The organism is Pedobacter fastidiosus (assembly GCF_014306625.1).
GTDB classification, from domain to species: Bacteria; Bacteroidota; Bacteroidia; order Sphingobacteriales; family Sphingobacteriaceae; genus Pedobacter; species Pedobacter fastidiosus.
In genome coordinates this window covers 137622-153067 of the sequence record NZ_JACRYL010000001.1, presented here as the reverse complement: position 1 = coordinate 153067, position 15446 = coordinate 137622, and the positions used below count along the sequence as shown (strand labels likewise).

Sequence of the window (15446 nt, the reverse complement as noted above, 5' to 3'; positions counted from 1 at the left end):
GTAATACAAAAATCAGCATTATTCTTATCTTTGTTTCCAGTTTTTAAACCCAGCAAATGAGCAAGTTTTTCGGATATATTTTTAGTCCAATATTTTATATTTTCTTTGGCTTAACACTTTGTATTTTCCACCCTATACAATGGATTTGTTTTAAATTTTTCGGATACAAAGCACACAAGGTTTCTGTAGATGTTCTTAATTTTTTCTTAACCTATTGCCAGATTTTTTTGTTCAACTCCATTAGTTTCAAAAACGATTACAATTTACCAACCGATAGACCAATTATCTTCGCAGCCAACCACCAGAGCATGTACGATATTCCATCTTTAATTTGGTATTTACGGAAACATCATGCAAAGTTCATTTCTAAAATCGAACTTACAAGAGGCATTCCATCCATCTCAATTAATTTAAGATTGGGTGGTGGCGCAAACATCAACAGAAAAGATAATAAACAAGCCATTTCAGAAATTATAAAACTCGGCAGAAGAATGCAGGAAAATAATTGGAGTACAGTTATTTTTCCTGAAGGCACAAGAGCCAAAGATGGCCAATTAAAAACCTTTCAATTTGGCGGAATTGCAACACTTTTAAAAGCAGCACCAAATGCTTTGGTTGTTCCTGTTGCTATCGAAAATTCCTGGAAAATTGTACGTTTTGGAATGTATCCTTTAACAACAGGACATGCACTTAGATGGACGGTTTTAAAACCAATAGATCCAGCAGGAAAAACGCCAAACGATATTACCTTCGAAGTAGAAACACAAATTAGAAAAGTATTAAACCAGACAATCTCCTAATACAATGAAGCAAATAAAATATATATTAATCATATTCTTATTTATTGGGCTTAATGCACAGGCTCAGAAATCGATAAAAACAAATACCCTCCTTTGGGAAATATCTGGCAATGGACTTAAGAAACCATCTTATCTTTTTGGTACTTACCATTTTGCGGGTAAAACATTTTTGGATAGCATGAAAACGGTTAATTCCAAATTGGCGAGCAGTGATGTTATTATTGGCGAACTTTTACTTAACGACAGCTTATTGCCACAGAAATTAATGCCCTTTATGCAGTTAAAAGATACCACATTGAATAAGTTATTTAGTGAAGATGAATATAAAATAGTTGCAGATTATTTAAAAGAAGTTTCTGGTTACGATTTGAAATTTTTAAACGGAATGAACCCAGCTGCAGTACAGATGATGCTCTTGCAGTTTACTGCTCCTAAAACCATTGGCAAAGACAATCCTGCGCTCGATATTTATTTCCAAGATTACGCAACAGCCAATAAAAAGAAAATTCTCGGGTTAGAAACCATCGAAGATCAAGGGAAGGCACTTTTTGGAAGAAGCTTAGCTAGGCAAAAGGAACAATTGCTTGATAATATAAAAAATAAAGAAAAGTATAAAAAACAAGGCGAAGATTTATATCAGTTTTACATTCGACAAGATCTCGATGCAATTAAAAATCTTTTTTCCAAAAAGGACGGATATACCGAAGAGGAATTTGATCAGTTAATTAAAAACAGGAATCAAAATTGGATAGATGAACTGCCCGAAATGATGAAAAATCAAAGCGCCTTTATAGCCGTAGGTGTTGGCCATATGGTTGATAGATGGAGCTTAATTACCTTGCTGAAAGAAAAGGGATATACAGTTAAGCCTATCCCTACAAATTAATTCTATTACCTTTTCTTAAATATTTTTATTGCCAATAACCTTGAAAAATTCATCGCGATAAGTATCTCCAACAGGAATTATTTTCTTGTTTATGGTAATTCGGCTGCGCTCTATGCTTTCAATTTTATCGATAGCAACAATGTAAGATTTATGTACACGGATAAACTGACTTGGTGGTAAAGCCTCTTCCATTTTCTTCATGCTCTGCAATGTAATTACGCGTTCATCCTTCGTAAAAATAGAAATGTAATCTTTCAAGCCCTCGATGAAAAGAATATCGTGAAGATAAATTTTCTGAATTTTATGTTCTGTTTTAACAAAAATAAAATCCTGAACTGGGTTTGGCGGACTAGAAAAAGCTGCTGGCGTTATTATTGGTTGTGCTACACTTGTAGGAGCTTCGGCAGGCTTTAGCTGATTGTGAACCTTCTCTACTGCTTTATAAAAACGATCAAACGCAATAGGCTTCAATAAGTAATCAGAAACGTTTAAATCGTAACTCTCTAATGCGTATTGCGGATAAGCAGTTGTTAATATATAATTGCATTTATTGCCAGCTATTTTCAAAAATTGAATCCCTGTAAGTTCTGGCATTTGGATATCAAGAAATACCAAATCAATCCCTCCACCTTGAACAATCTGTAAAGCTTCAATAGGATTTTCGCACCGCTTAACCATAGTTAAAAAAGGTACTTTAGAAATATAATCCTCTAAAATATCAAGCGCTAAAGGCTCATCATCAACAACAATACAGTTCAGGTTCATTTTGGTAGCTATTAATTTTTTTTACTTTTTGATTTAAAATTCAACGTCTTTTATTCGAGAATTATATATCAATCATCAATTCACAGGTATAATGAGTAGCCGAATTTACAACATTTAATTTATATCTATCCGGATAAACAAGCTGTAATCTGCGTTCTACATTAGTTAAACCAACTCCGCCCTGCGCATCTTTATTCTGCTGGCTTTTTTTGTTGATTACGCTAAAATGCAAAATTTTCTGATTGGCAATAATATTTATTTTAACTGGCTCGGCTGGATCATTAACTACGCCATGCTTAAATGCATTTTCAACAAAAGAAATTAACATCAAGGGAACGATTTTTTGATTGTCGATTTCGCCATTTAAACTGAGCTCTACAAAGGCCCCATCTTTAAACCTGATTTTTTGCAGTTCTATATAATTTGTTAAATAATCTACTTCTTTACCCAGTTCAACAGTAGGCGTATTGCTCTCATAAATCATATAACGCATAATTTCCGAAAGCTTCATAATAGCATCAGCAGTTTTATCCGATTTCTGATAAGCTAAAGAATAAATATTGTTTAAGGAATTGAACAGAAAATGTGGGTTTAATTGCGACTTTAAAAATTGTAATTCCATTTCCCTCCGCTCACTTTCTAAGTTGCGCTGAATGCGTTCGTTAGAAAACCAATCAATGGTAAATTTAATAATGCAACTACAGATTAAGAAAAAACCCTCAAAAAATACGCTGTTAATTGCAAATTGGTTAACCGTAAATTCCTTTTGTTTTCCATCCATCGTGTAGGTTAGCAGTTCTACAGGATTAAGTACGGCAATTATCGTTTTAATTAATGTAGCTCCTATAATTAACAAGAAAAAAGAGATTAAATACAACCAATATTTTTTTCTTTTTTTAATTAAACTAGGTATCAAAAAAATATAATTGATGTAAAACAAGGAGATATTGATTATACCCAATACACCAAAAGACAAGAAATAATCTTTCATGGTATGCTTGCCCTTTTCAAAGAAAACCGAAGCGGCAATAAACAATATTATCACTATCCAGAAGATTATATGCAGCACTAAAGGCCCTTTACTCTTTTTCATATCAAGTATTTTAGATTGTTTTACTATACAATCATTTAACGCATCCAAAATAAATAAACTTTTATGCAATAGATAACACAATCTACCAACGGGCATTTTTTTTCTACCAACGGCCCAATGGGCGAAATTTATCGACAAACGCCAAAAATGTCTGTTTATCTATAATCTTGAACACTTGGTATAATAGATTTTAGTAGCTAGTTTTTCTTCAGTTCCTTTGAATCATCAAAACGAAACAACCATGAAAAAGTTAGCAAACACCTCTCCATTTTTACTTTTATTATTACCAGTATTTATGATGATCATATTAACGCTTACCGTTAATACCAATCAAAACGATAACGGAGAAATAGTTGTAAAACCAGCTAAAACTTCAACTTCTATTATCAAAGCCATTTTCAAATAAGAACAATGGGTAATTACGCAATCGAAACTGTTGGTTTAAACTTCAACTTTGGCAATCAGGCCATTGTAAAAGATTTATCACTTCAGGTACCAAAAGGAAGTATTTATGGCTTCTTGGGGCCAAATGGAGCCGGCAAAACCACCACAATAAAAATATTGCTTAATTTGCTAAAATCACCAGCCGATCAGGTTTTTATATTTGGAAAGGAAATTAACCACAATCGTATTGCAACCTTAAAAAGAGTTGGTGCACTGGTAGAGCAACCAGCTATTTATGGGCACTTAACCGGCAAAGAAAACTTAATAAATCGTTGCCTTTTACTGGGCATCAAAAGAAACAAAGCCGATGAAATGTTAGCCTTAGTTGGTTTAACTGAAGCGGCGAATAAAAAATCTACAAAATATTCTTTGGGTATGAAACAACGTTTGGGCATTGCCTTGGCATTGGTTTCAGACCCCGAATTGTTGCTTTTAGATGAACCCACGAATGGTTTAGATCCAAATGGGATTATCGAAGTCCGAAATTTAATGATCGATCTGGCAACAAAACATAACAAAACCATTCTAGTATCTAGCCATTTATTGGCAGAAATAGAACGTACGGCCACACACGTCGGCATTATAAATAAAGGCCGATTATTATTTCAAGGTACAATAAACGAACTTCATTTGTTAAGCAAACCTATGCTAGAAATTGAAGTGAACAAAATAAGCGATGCTAAAGCTTTTTTAGTTCAGTCAGGGTACGAAATTTTGGAAATAACCGATAAAAAAATTACAGTTCCATTTACCTCTCCACAAGATAGTGGCGCTTTAAATACACTTTTAATTCAGAACGGCTTTACCGTTAGCAGTCTTTACCTTCAGAAAAAAGATCTAGAAAACCTATTCTTAGACATTACAAAAAACAATTAAAATGCGCTCATTATACATTTCTCTAGTATCAGAATTTTACAAATCAAGAAAAACCCTCGCCTTTTGGGCGGCCATTATATTGCCATTAGTAATCTGTTCTTTAGTGGCATTCGGCTTTTATTCGGGGTCAGATAAAGTGCTTAACATGCACTATCCGCCAATAATGTTATGGTTTCGCTATCTTGGCGCAGCACTTGGCGTAATGGGCGTTTTAATTTTGCCATTCTACGTAATATTCATGGCTTTTTCGGTTAACAACATCGAACATAAAAACGATACCTGGAAAACGCTCTTTGCACAACCCTTAAACAAGTTTTCTATTTACGCCGCCAAATATTTATACGCAGTAATTTTAATTTTCATCTGCCTTTTTCTGTTCGCTGCATTTACATTTATATTCGGTCATTTACTGCAGGTTTTAGTTCCCAAATACACTTTCAATCAGTACGATCCATCTTTAATTCTGATTAAATTTTACACCAAGCTTTTCTTGGCATCATTAGGGATTTTATCTATCCAATTTATCTTAAGCCTGCTTTGGGGCGATTTTTTAAAGCCAATGGGTATCGGGTTTATCGGAACCATTATGGGTATCATCACAGGAAATGTAGGTTGGAAATATGCCTATTTAATTCCTTACAGTCACCCTTCGTTAGTTTTAAACAGCAGTGCCGGCGCTAAAAAATTATCCAACCCGGCAGATTTTCCAATTTTTACACAAGAAATTTATACCAGTTTAATTTACGCTTTGGTACTATTTATTATCGGCTATTTTATTGTAACCAAAAAAAGCATCAAATAATTTTCACCAATAATTAGAAAAGCAGTTTCAGCATTTCATTTCAGCGTCTGTCCCTTCTTTACACTGCAAGTCCGCACCATAAAAATGGTTTGCGGGCTTTTCGTTTCAACAAGGTTTAGTTAACAAAATGCAGTGTAATAAAATTAATTCGCTCCCAGCTAACCGCAAAAATAAATGCAATAAAGCTTCATTGTAAAAATCTCATTGTAAACGTTTTTAAAACAAGTTAAACCGTATTTTTAGATAAAATCAAACCGACTTAGAACTAAGAATATGATTAAAAGATTTACAATAACGGCATTAGCCTTCGGCTTCTGCCTTTCTGCTTTCGCACAAGACACACCAGATGCTTCGGTAGTACAGAAAATCAGAAAAGAGGGATTGGAAAATTCCAAAGCAATGAACATCGCTTTCAATTTAACCGATGTTACCGGCCCACGTTTATCAAACTCCCCAGGTTTAAAAAGAGCACAGGAATGGGCTGTTAAGCAACTATCAGATTGGGGATTAAAAAATGCACACCTCGAAGCTTGGGGCACATTTGGTAAAGGCTGGCAAATAGATAAATATTATGCAGCAACTACGCTTCCATATTACCATGCAATTATTGCCTCGCCAAAAGCTTGGACTCCAGGTACAAACGGGCCTATTAAATCTGACGTAATTTTAATTAAAGCGGATAGCGTTTCTGATTTGGCCAAGTACAAAGGCAAATTAGCTGGCAAAATTATAATGTTAGATCAGGGCACACCACTTACCAGTGGCATTAAACCAGATTTTTCTCGCTATGCCGATACCACCCTAGCTCAAATGGCAGCAGCTAAAGCCGGCGCACCTGCTAGGCAAAGACCAGCTGGCGGACCAATGGGAGATCGAATGGCACAAATGATGAAAATGCGTGAGGTTAGAGCAGCAATCAGCACAATGTTAGTGGAAGAAAAGGTAGGTTTAATTTTAACTTATGCTCGTGGCGGACAAGGAACTTTTTTCACAAGTAATGGAGCATCTTATGCTTTAGATGCTAAACCAGTATCGCCAGAGTTAGAAGTTTCAGCCGAAGACTTTTTACACATCCAACGCTTACTCCGTGCAGGAAAAAATGTTGAGGTAGAAGCGGATATTAAAACATCATTTTATGATCAAGATCCTCAAGGTTATAATGTTATAGCAGAAATTCCTGGAACGGATAAAAAACTAAAGGACGAAGTTGTGATGATTGGTGGTCACTTTGATTCGTGGCATGCAGCAACAGGCGCTACAGATAACGCAGCTGGCTCTACCGTTATGATGGAGGCCATGAGAATTTTGAAAGCTATAGATTTTAAACCAAAACGCACCATCCGCATTGCGCTTTGGAGCTCAGAAGAACAAGGTTTATTTGGATCTAGAGGTTATGTTGCAAAACATTTCGGAGATCCTAAAACGATGGTTTTAACTCCTGATCAGAAAAAAATCTCTGCCTATTATAACTTAGATAATGGAACAGGAAAAATTCGTGGCGTTTATTTGCAGGGCAATGAAGCTGCAGGTCCGATTTTTCAAAGTTGGTTAACGCCATTTAACGATCTAGGTGCTACAACCATTACCATAAACAATACCGGTGGCACCGATCACCAAGCTTTTGATGCTGTTGGCATTCCGGGTTTCCAGTTTATTCAAGATCCTGCAGATTACAATACCCGTACCCATCATAGCAATATGGATACTTACGATAGATTGGTAGAAGATGATTTAAAACAGGCCGCAACCATTATTGCATCCTTTGTTTATAATACATCGCAACGCGAAGCACAAATTCCAAGAAAAGAATTACCTACGCCACCACCAGCGAAACCATAATTATAGAAAATTAGAAAAAACAAAAGCCTGCCATTTAGATAAGTGGCAGGCTTTATTGCGGTTGAGAGATAGAGGCGTTAAATACTAATATTTTTTAGAAGGACAGTACTCTCTTTTTAAATGCCCAAACTATTAATTGATACGAATTTTTAAGATCAAGTCTTTTTACCATATTTCTACGGTGCGTATTTACAGTGTGCTCGCTTATAAAAAGCATTTCACCAATTTCTTTACTATTGTAACCGAGAGATAGCAACTTCACAATTTCTACTTCTCTTTCACTTATAGAATTACGGTTGTCATCAATTAAAATATTGTGCACCATTTTTAATGATTTTGAATGTAAAGAATTCACCATGACCAATCGTTTTCAATATTTAATAGGATAGACAATTTGATTCTGTTAACCATAGGTAGATGTTCCTCAGTTTACAAATCAAAAGTAAATGCTGATGACATTAAACAGTAGCACAAATTGCCTTAATTAAAAAGGTGTTTTTACGGTAAAAAAATAAATTTGAGCTATTGCCAATACTTTAAATATTGACGAGGTTTATAGAAATTATCCCAAACAAATTATGAATGAAGACAAAGGTACAGGAAGCATTCCTGTAGAAGTAGCCAAACAAATGGTTGATGCATTTACTCAATACAATAAAGAACACCCGAGTGATGCTTACACTAAAGCCGTTTGGTTCCCATTAGAACAAATAGAACGCATTTACAACACTTTAAAAGAACAAAGCGCTGATGGCTTAAGGGTTTACTTTGGGCAATACACCAAAGATTGTTTAGCGGGAATGCCAGACGATTATATTGGCAGAAATACCGTTATTTTCGTTCCAACAACAAAAGCCAAAGGCTACGGGGGTGAAGTTCACGAAGATGATTTATCTATAGATCCTGAAAATAAGGGCGAACTTTGTCCAAATCAATGTGATGGTACGGCTTTATAAATAATGAGCAAAGTTTTCTCCATATTTACCATAATAGAGTTTCTGACTTTTATTATAGCGATTATCTGCCTTTTTAAAGATAAAAGTCTATTTTGGAAATTAGCCATTGCTTATATGCTGGTAACATTCTCTACAGAATTTACTGCGGTAATTATTGGGAGAATATTACATCAGCACAACGTATGGCTGTACAATATTTACATCATATTCGAAAATTGCTTTGTAAGCTTTGGCCTGTATCAGTTTTTAAAACAATATGTTAACCCCAAACCACTTATTTTGGTTGGTTCGGGGTTAATATTCTCGTCGTATTGCTTCGAAGTGTTTAGCCACGGTTTTACCGAAGTATTTTATTCTGCAACTAATAATTTATCTGCCGCAATATATGTTTTATACAGCCTCTACTACTTTTACGTACTTTTAAAAGATGATAATTTCATAAAATTAAAATATCACCCTCAGTTCTGGTGGGTTGTGGGTGTACTTTTTTACTATTTTGGAGGCACAATTATCAACCTATTCGATGATGTATTTAGGGTTAAGCTGAGCACAGGTCATTGGTTAAGATGGTATATTTACATCATCCTTAATCTTCTTTTATATAGTTTTTGGTCATATTCCTTTATATGCAGAGCCCGACAACGCAGGTTACTACCTTAATTATTTTAGCAACACTCATTTTTTTGTTGATGCCTGTATTTTTAATAATCTACATTAGGCTTTATAATCAGCATAAAAAAAATCATGTTATTGAAAAGCAAAGTATGCAACAGAAATTTGATGCGGAGATTTTAAAAACCCTTGTCGAAGTTCAAGATCAAACCATGCAGAGCATTGCTACAGAATTACATGATAATGTTGGTCAACTACTTAGCCTAACTTCGCTCACATTAAATTCCATAAATTTAGCAGATCAGGAAAAAGCTGGAAAAAAAATAGAAAATTCACTTTCACTCCTTAGTAAATCAATCAAAGAGCTCAGAGAACTTGCTAAGTTGCTTCATGGCGAACAAATTGTAGAACACGGAATTGGCCATGCAATTGATCAAGAAATAAATTGGCTAAGTAAAACAGGAGCATACGAACTTAAAGTTTCCAATGATCTTTTTGATATTCAGATTTCATCCCCAGATAAAGATTTAATTATTCTTCGCTTACTCCAGGAAATCATTAACAACATAATTAAACATGCTCAAGCTACAATTATTCAAATAGATACCTATTTTAGTGATGATAAGTTATTTCTAAAAGTAAAAGAAAATGGAATAGGCTTTGATTATGATGAAACCAAAGCAAAAAAAACAGGAATGGGCTTAAATTCCATCCATAAAAGAATCGACATGATTAACGGGAAATTAGAATTAAATTCGTCACCACAAATTGGTACAACTATATTAATCGAAATCCCTTACCCATAATTATGCAGACGCCAACCATATCCATTGCCATTGTTGATGACCACACACTTTTCCGTTCCGGATTAGCCAGCCTTTTAGAAGAATTTGACGAAATTGAAGTTGTTTTTGAAGCCACAAATGGTGCCGATCTACAAAATAAGATTACTAAAAATGAAGAGGTGAAGATTATCCTAATGGATATAAATATGCCCGTTATGGATGGTTATGTTGCAACAAAATGGGTAAAAGACAATCATCCGAAAGTTCATGTACTCGCATTAAGTATGTTCGAAGATGAAAAAGCGATTATTGGAATGCTCAAAGCAGGAGCTGTTGGCTACATGCTTAAAGAATCTACCCCATTAGATTTGCTAACAGCGATAAAAACAATTGTTGCTAAAGGTTTTTTTGTAAATGAAATGGTTTCTGGCCGACTTCTAGTAGCACTTAAAGATGGTGATACCAAACCAATGTTTACCGCAAGAGAATTATCTTTTCTCCAATTTTGCAGCAGCGATTTAACCTATAAGGAAATTGCAGATTTAATGATTGTAAGTCCTAGAACGGTAGATAATTATCGAGAATCTTTGTTTGCGAAGCTAAATATCAAATCAAGAACAGGCCTTGTTGTTTACGGGATTAAGAACAATTTGATTACCATCTAATTATTTCGATTTTAATAGAAAAATAAATGAAAATTAATTTGCATAACTAACTAATTAGTTTTAACTTTAACGTAAGGCAATATTTTTGCCCTTATCCTTATTATAAAGTTATTATGGAAATTAAAGATTTAACCAAAGCCGAAGAGCAGATTATGCAGGTACTTTGGCAATTGGAAAAAGCATTTGTTAAAGATGTAATTGATGAATTACCACTCCCAAAACCTGCCTACAACACCGTTTCGACAATTATTCGAATCCTAGAAACAAAAGGATTTATCGGACATGAAGCATTCGGGAAAGCGCACCAATACTACCCATTAATTAGTAGAGAAGAATACAAGCGCCACGCTACCGAGAAACTTTTAGGCAATTACTTCGAAAACTCAGTAGAGAGTATGTTTTCATTTTTTGTGAAAGAAGAAAAGCTTGACTTAAGTGATGTTGATGAAATCTTAAAAATGATTAACAAAATTAAACACAGACCAAGATGAGTTTTGCCCACTACCTATTACAGGTAAACTTATACTTAATAGTTTTTTATGGTTTTTACAAGTTGCTTTTAGATAAAGAAACATACTTTACGTTAAACCGTATTTATCTTGTTGCTGCTGGCGTATTATCGTTGTGTATTCCATTTATTCGTTTAGAATGGCTAACGGAGCAAAAGGCAGCACAACAGGTTTACGCATCTGTTAATTGGGATGCCGTACTGGCACAAGCAACAATTGTAACAGAAAACAGCTCTAGCTTTAGTTGGGGCAGTGTTCTAGTTTCCATTTACTGTGCAGGTATATTGTTTTTTCTGGGAAGGTTAGTGTTCAACTTATTTACGGTTAAAAAATTAATTCGAAATGCTAAATCTGGTTCAGCTTTTTCATTTTTTAGCAAGAAAATAATTGATAAAGAGCTTCCTCAAATGGATGTAATCGATATTCATGAGGAAGCTCATATTAAACAATGGCACACTTTAGATATTTTGTTTTTTGAGATTCTGGGCATTCTGACTTGGCTAAATCCCGTAATTTACCTTTATAAAAAGGCCATTAAAAATATCCATGAGTTTTTGGCAGATGAAATGGCTGCAGATTTTCAGGGCGATAAGGCAGAATATGCATTATTAATCTTGAGCAAATCTTTCGGAATCTCGCCAAATAGCTTAACAAATGGTTTTTTCGATAAATCTTTGATCAAGAAAAGAATTGTCATGCTTCATAAAGAACGTTCTAAAAAAACAGCCGTAATGAAGTATGGAATTTTTATTCCGCTATTTGCCATTTTAATTGTGTTCTCATCTGCAACAATTAGAAAGAATGAAAAATTGATTTCGCTTACTGATCAAATTCCAATGGAAAAACCCATTGAGCTGGTTCAGGAAATGGTTGCAAAGCCAGAAGCCACTCCAATTTTAGTCGATTCAGAAACTATTGTTAAAGGTGAAACTGATAATAATTGGAAAGATTTTTATCATTTTGTTTCTAAAAACGTAAACTACCCTACAGAGGCCAAAGAAAGTAATCTTCAAGGCAATACACAGATTAAGTTTACCTTAAAAAACGGTCGGGTAAATAACTTAAGTACAAGCGTAGATTTAGGCGAAGGTTGTGATGAAGAAGTAATGAAAGCGATCTTATCCTATAAGGATTTCAAAGCAATTCCTAATGGGAAATATGCAATCAAAGTTTCATTTGCCATAATTGGAGCCGAAACAAAATTAAAAAACAGTCAAATCGGATCAATTTCTGGTTATAAAGATTTAAGCAATGTTGTGGTTACCAGCTATAACGAACCTGCATATAAAATTGAAAAGGAAGATGATAAAGTTTACGATTTTGTTTCTATAGAGAAGCAACCCGAATTTCCTGGTGGAATTAAAAAGTTTTACGAATACTTGGGTAAGTCAATAATATATCCAGAAACTGCGGTCGAAAATAATGTTCAAGGAAAAGTATTTTTAAGCTTTAACGTAGAAAAAGATGGCTCCCTTACTGATATCAAAATAACTCGTGGTTTGGGAAGTGGAACAGATGAAGAAGCGATTAGAGTGCTAGCTGAAAGTCCGAAATGGTATCCTGGAATTCAAAATGGACAAGCCGTTCGGGTAAAATACAACATCAATGTAAACTTTACTTTATCAAATGATAAGGTTCAGCATTTAGATAAAGTTGCTGGAGTAAAAATACCCACAGAAGCAATTCCTGATAAAAAAGCAGTATTAAAATTTGGCGCAACGGCTTTTAATAATGCAACCCCTCCTCTAATAGTGGTCGATGGCATTAATCAAGAAAGTAAGGATGCGCTAAAATTTATCGATCCAAATTCTATTGAGTCCATCGCTGTTTTAAAAAATGAGAGCGCCACTGCGCTATTTGGTTTAAAAGCTAAAAATGGAGTGATTCTAGTAACAACCAAACAAATCAAAAGTAGTATATTCAAAAAGTTAGAAGGTAAAGAACTAACCATAGATAAGGCTTACGATCAAGGTATTAGACAAAAATTCTAACCAATTAAATTATCCTATGAGAAAATTAATTCTATTATTTGCAATATTTTTAGGCTATGCGCTGAGTAGTTTTGCCCAAAAAATAGATAGCATTAAAACGGTTAGAATTTCACTTCGAGATTCAAATCCCCTCTCGGTCAAAGATCCGCTCATTGTAATAGATGGTAATAAACAATTTATCAGGGGTTTGTCTGCCGTAAATGGCTTGGACCCTAACTCCATAGAATCCGTAACTATTTTAAAAGACAGTTCTGCCGTTGCATTATATGGTGCAGATGGTTTGGCGGGCGTAGTTATTATAAAAACTAAAGAAACGGCCGAATCAACTATCCCTAAAAATATTCCAAGTTCGAAAATTGAGGGTAAGGAAATTGGTATTGGTTTAAAAAAACAGAATCCTACAGTTTTGATCAGAAAAGACGCTAGCCACTTAATGATTTTTGGTGATTCATTGTCAAAAACTAAACTTGAACCGCTCTATATAATTGATGGAAAAGAGGTCACTAATTCTGATTTTAAAACGCTTAAGCAAGACGATATAGAATCTATTGAAGTATTGAAAGACGCATCTTCAAAATCTTTATACGGTAAAAAGGCAAGTGGTGGTGTCATAATTATCAGAACCAAAAAAGCGAAAGTCGCTCCAAAAAAGAATTAATTAAGTTAAACTTTTAATAAAAACCAATGAGAAAGCTAATGATTTTAGCCCTGCTGGGCATTGCCATGATCTTTAATTCTGCCAGTGCGCAAAATAAAGATAAAGTTTATGATTTTGTTTCTGTACAACAACAACCCGAATATCCAGGTGGGATGAAAGCTTTCTATAGCTATTTAAGCAAAAATATTACGTATCCAGAAAGTGCGAAGAAAAATAAGGAGCAGGGAAAAGTATTTTTGTCTTTCATTGTGAACAAAGATGGTTCTTTAACAGATTTACAAATTATTAGAGGATTAAGCGAATCTTTAAATCAAGAAGCGATAAGAGTACTAAAAGCTTCTCCAAAGTGGAATCCTGCGAAGCTTAATAAACAAATAGTCAGGGTTAAATACAATCTTGCTGTTAATTTTAGTCTAGGATAAAAGCTGAATGATTTAAAATTGGTTCTCGAAGCCTCAGTAAAATTACTGGGGCTTTCTTTTGGAAACAATTGTATAGCCACTAAGAATTGAAGGTTTGTATTTATATTTGAAACTTAGAATCATTAAAATGAAAAGTCTACTTTTAACCCTCGCTTCCTTTATATTATTCAACTTCGCTATACATGCGCAGGAGGCTAAAACTATTGGCAAAATACATGCGCATATCATTTTGGATGGAAAGCTTTTGCCAATTGAAACAGATACATTAAAATAGATTAAGGAATCGGAGATAGATTTTGCAACCGTTATAAAAGATACTGAACATAAAGCAATTTTTGGTGTGAATGATGAGCAAATGCTTCTAATAGTAATTACAAAGGAGAACAAAAACAAACCCGAAAATCTTGCACTAAGGGAGAAACTTTCGAAGATAAATTTTGCTACTCCAAGGTTTGCAGTAGATCCGAATTTTAAAAAACCATCCAAAGACTCCATTCCAAATGGAACATTTGATTTTGTTAGTGTTGAGAAACAACCAGAATTTCCAGGTGGCTTGAAGGCATTTTATCAATATTTGGGTCAAAATATTAAATACCCAAAAGAAGCGGCGAAAAATAAAATATATGGCAGGGTATTTCTTTCTTTCACTGTTGAAAAAAATGGAGAATTAACTGATATTAAAGTAACTAGAGGTGTAAGCAGAGATATAGATGCGGAGGCGGTGAGAGTTATTTCCGAATCTCCGAACTGGAGTCCGGGGATTCAATTTGGTGTGCCAGTAAGAGTAAGATACAACATAAACGTTAATTTTAATCTGAACTAAAACTATAATTCCAATGATCAAACCTGTAGTTATAGCTCTGTTTTTATTGTCAGGATATCAAAGTAAAACTATCCAAGATGATCAGGTATATGACATGACGGAAGTTGATCATCCTCCTGAGTTTATTGGTGGTAAAACTAAATTTTACGCTTTTCTTTTCAACAATTTTGTATCTCCAAAAGATGAGGATAGCTACATGGGGAGCATAATCTATTTATCTTTTATTATAGATAAGAATGGCAAATTAATCAACGCCAAAATTAAAAAAAGTACCCATCCCAAAATTGAGGCTGCGATCTTAAAAGCCTTAAAAAAATCTCCGAAATGGAAGCCCGGTTTAAATAATGGAATAGCGGTGAGCGTTAAGTACAGTACATTTGTTAGACTTGAGCCGTCGCCATAATCAGGTTCGTAAAAACCACAAAACCCCAGCTAAAATAGTCGGGGTTTCATGGTTTCTCTCCTGTCTCGGAAGTTTAAATTTATAAAATCTTTAAGGTATATACAAATTTTACAGAAT

At 34.4% G+C, this 15446-nt stretch carries 20 protein-coding genes; 17 read left to right on the top strand and 3 right to left on the bottom strand.

The window, feature by feature from the left end:
- The first annotated feature begins 56 nt into the window (after positions 1-56).
- Together H7U22_RS00725 and H7U22_RS00720 are read left to right on the top strand one after the other, a co-directional pair.
- Entirely contained in the window at positions 57-800 is a 744-nt protein-coding gene (locus H7U22_RS00725) for a lysophospholipid acyltransferase family protein (protein ID WP_187069426.1), read from the top strand.
- Positions 801-804: 4 nt separating this feature from the next.
- Positions 805-1686 (top strand): TraB/GumN family protein, encoded by an 882-nt coding sequence (locus tag H7U22_RS00720; RefSeq protein ID WP_187069425.1) that lies wholly within the window; start codon positions 805-807, stop codon positions 1684-1686.
- A 15-nt stretch (positions 1687-1701) separates the two neighbouring features.
- On the opposite strand, the gene H7U22_RS00715 is transcribed toward H7U22_RS00720, so the two are convergent.
- Positions 1702-2451, bottom strand: coding sequence for a LytR/AlgR family response regulator transcription factor (locus H7U22_RS00715; RefSeq protein ID WP_187069424.1), 750 nt, complete (start codon positions 2449-2451; stop codon positions 1702-1704).
- Between the two features lie 61 nt (positions 2452-2512).
- The gene (locus tag H7U22_RS00710; protein ID WP_187069423.1) at positions 2513-3544 is read right to left on the bottom strand and encodes a sensor histidine kinase; all 1032 of its coding nucleotides are present in this window, start codon (positions 3542-3544) and stop codon (positions 2513-2515) included.
- Between the two features lie 241 nt (positions 3545-3785).
- Between H7U22_RS00710 and H7U22_RS00705 the strand changes: the two genes are divergently transcribed.
- The 4 genes from H7U22_RS00705 (at position 3786) to H7U22_RS00690 (ending at position 7505) form a co-directional block, all read left to right on the top strand.
- Positions 3786-3950 (top strand): hypothetical protein, encoded by a 165-nt coding sequence (locus tag H7U22_RS00705; RefSeq protein WP_187069422.1) that lies wholly within the window; start codon positions 3786-3788, stop codon positions 3948-3950.
- Positions 3951-3955: 5 nt separating this feature from the next.
- Positions 3956-4864: an ABC transporter ATP-binding protein gene (locus H7U22_RS00700; RefSeq protein WP_187069421.1), complete on the top strand. Its 909-nt coding sequence runs from the start codon at positions 3956-3958 to the stop codon at positions 4862-4864.
- A gap of 1 nt (position 4865) precedes the next feature.
- Positions 4866-5666, top strand: coding sequence for an ABC transporter permease (locus tag H7U22_RS00695; protein ID WP_187069420.1), 801 nt, complete (start codon positions 4866-4868; stop codon positions 5664-5666).
- Positions 5667-5939: 273 nt separating this feature from the next.
- Entirely contained in the window at positions 5940-7505 is a 1566-nt protein-coding gene (locus H7U22_RS00690) for a M28 family metallopeptidase (RefSeq protein ID WP_187069419.1), read from the top strand.
- A gap of 94 nt (positions 7506-7599) precedes the next feature.
- Here H7U22_RS00690 and H7U22_RS00685 read toward each other — a convergent pair whose 3' ends face one another.
- The gene (locus H7U22_RS00685; protein WP_187069418.1) at positions 7600-7863 is read right to left on the bottom strand and encodes a response regulator transcription factor; all 264 of its coding nucleotides are present in this window, start codon (positions 7861-7863) and stop codon (positions 7600-7602) included.
- Between the two features lie 220 nt (positions 7864-8083).
- On the opposite strand from H7U22_RS00685, the gene H7U22_RS00680 reads away from it, so the two are divergent.
- From H7U22_RS00680 to H7U22_RS00630, 11 genes are all read left to right on the top strand, one after another.
- The gene (locus H7U22_RS00680) at positions 8084-8461 is read left to right on the top strand and encodes a hypothetical protein (RefSeq protein ID WP_187069417.1); all 378 of its coding nucleotides are present in this window, start codon (positions 8084-8086) and stop codon (positions 8459-8461) included.
- A gap of 3 nt (positions 8462-8464) precedes the next feature.
- Positions 8465-9121, top strand: a complete 657-nt coding sequence (locus tag H7U22_RS00675; protein ID WP_187069416.1) for a hypothetical protein — start codon at positions 8465-8467, stop codon at positions 9119-9121.
- A gap of 104 nt (positions 9122-9225) precedes the next feature.
- A complete protein-coding gene (locus H7U22_RS00670) occupies positions 9226-9879 on the top strand; it encodes a sensor histidine kinase (protein ID WP_222621770.1) in 654 nt (217 codons plus the stop codon).
- A gap of 2 nt (positions 9880-9881) precedes the next feature.
- The gene (locus H7U22_RS00665) at positions 9882-10523 is read left to right on the top strand and encodes a response regulator transcription factor (protein WP_187069414.1); all 642 of its coding nucleotides are present in this window, start codon (positions 9882-9884) and stop codon (positions 10521-10523) included.
- A gap of 113 nt (positions 10524-10636) precedes the next feature.
- Entirely contained in the window at positions 10637-11014 is a 378-nt protein-coding gene (locus H7U22_RS00660; RefSeq protein ID WP_187069413.1) for a BlaI/MecI/CopY family transcriptional regulator, read from the top strand.
- Positions 11011-13023 (top strand): M56 family metallopeptidase, encoded by a 2013-nt coding sequence (locus H7U22_RS22980; RefSeq protein WP_187069412.1) that lies wholly within the window; start codon positions 11011-11013, stop codon positions 13021-13023. Before H7U22_RS00660 ends, H7U22_RS22980 begins: the two co-directional genes overlap by 4 nt.
- Before the next feature lie 16 nt (positions 13024-13039).
- Positions 13040-13681 (top strand): TonB-dependent receptor plug domain-containing protein, encoded by a 642-nt coding sequence (locus H7U22_RS00650; RefSeq protein ID WP_187069411.1) that lies wholly within the window; start codon positions 13040-13042, stop codon positions 13679-13681.
- A 26-nt stretch (positions 13682-13707) separates the two neighbouring features.
- Positions 13708-14103 carry an energy transducer TonB gene (locus H7U22_RS00645; protein ID WP_187069410.1) on the top strand — a complete coding sequence of 132 codons (396 nt, stop codon included), beginning with the start codon at positions 13708-13710 and terminating at the stop codon, positions 14101-14103.
- 127 nt (positions 14104-14230) lie between these two features.
- Positions 14231-14377, top strand: coding sequence for a hypothetical protein (locus H7U22_RS00640; protein ID WP_187069409.1), 147 nt, complete (start codon positions 14231-14233; stop codon positions 14375-14377).
- Between the two features lie 81 nt (positions 14378-14458).
- Positions 14459-14926: an energy transducer TonB gene (locus tag H7U22_RS00635; RefSeq protein WP_187069408.1), complete on the top strand. Its 468-nt coding sequence runs from the start codon at positions 14459-14461 to the stop codon at positions 14924-14926.
- A 13-nt stretch (positions 14927-14939) separates the two neighbouring features.
- Entirely contained in the window at positions 14940-15329 is a 390-nt protein-coding gene (locus H7U22_RS00630; RefSeq protein WP_187069407.1) for an energy transducer TonB, read from the top strand.
- The last annotated feature ends 117 nt before the right edge of the window (positions 15330-15446 follow it).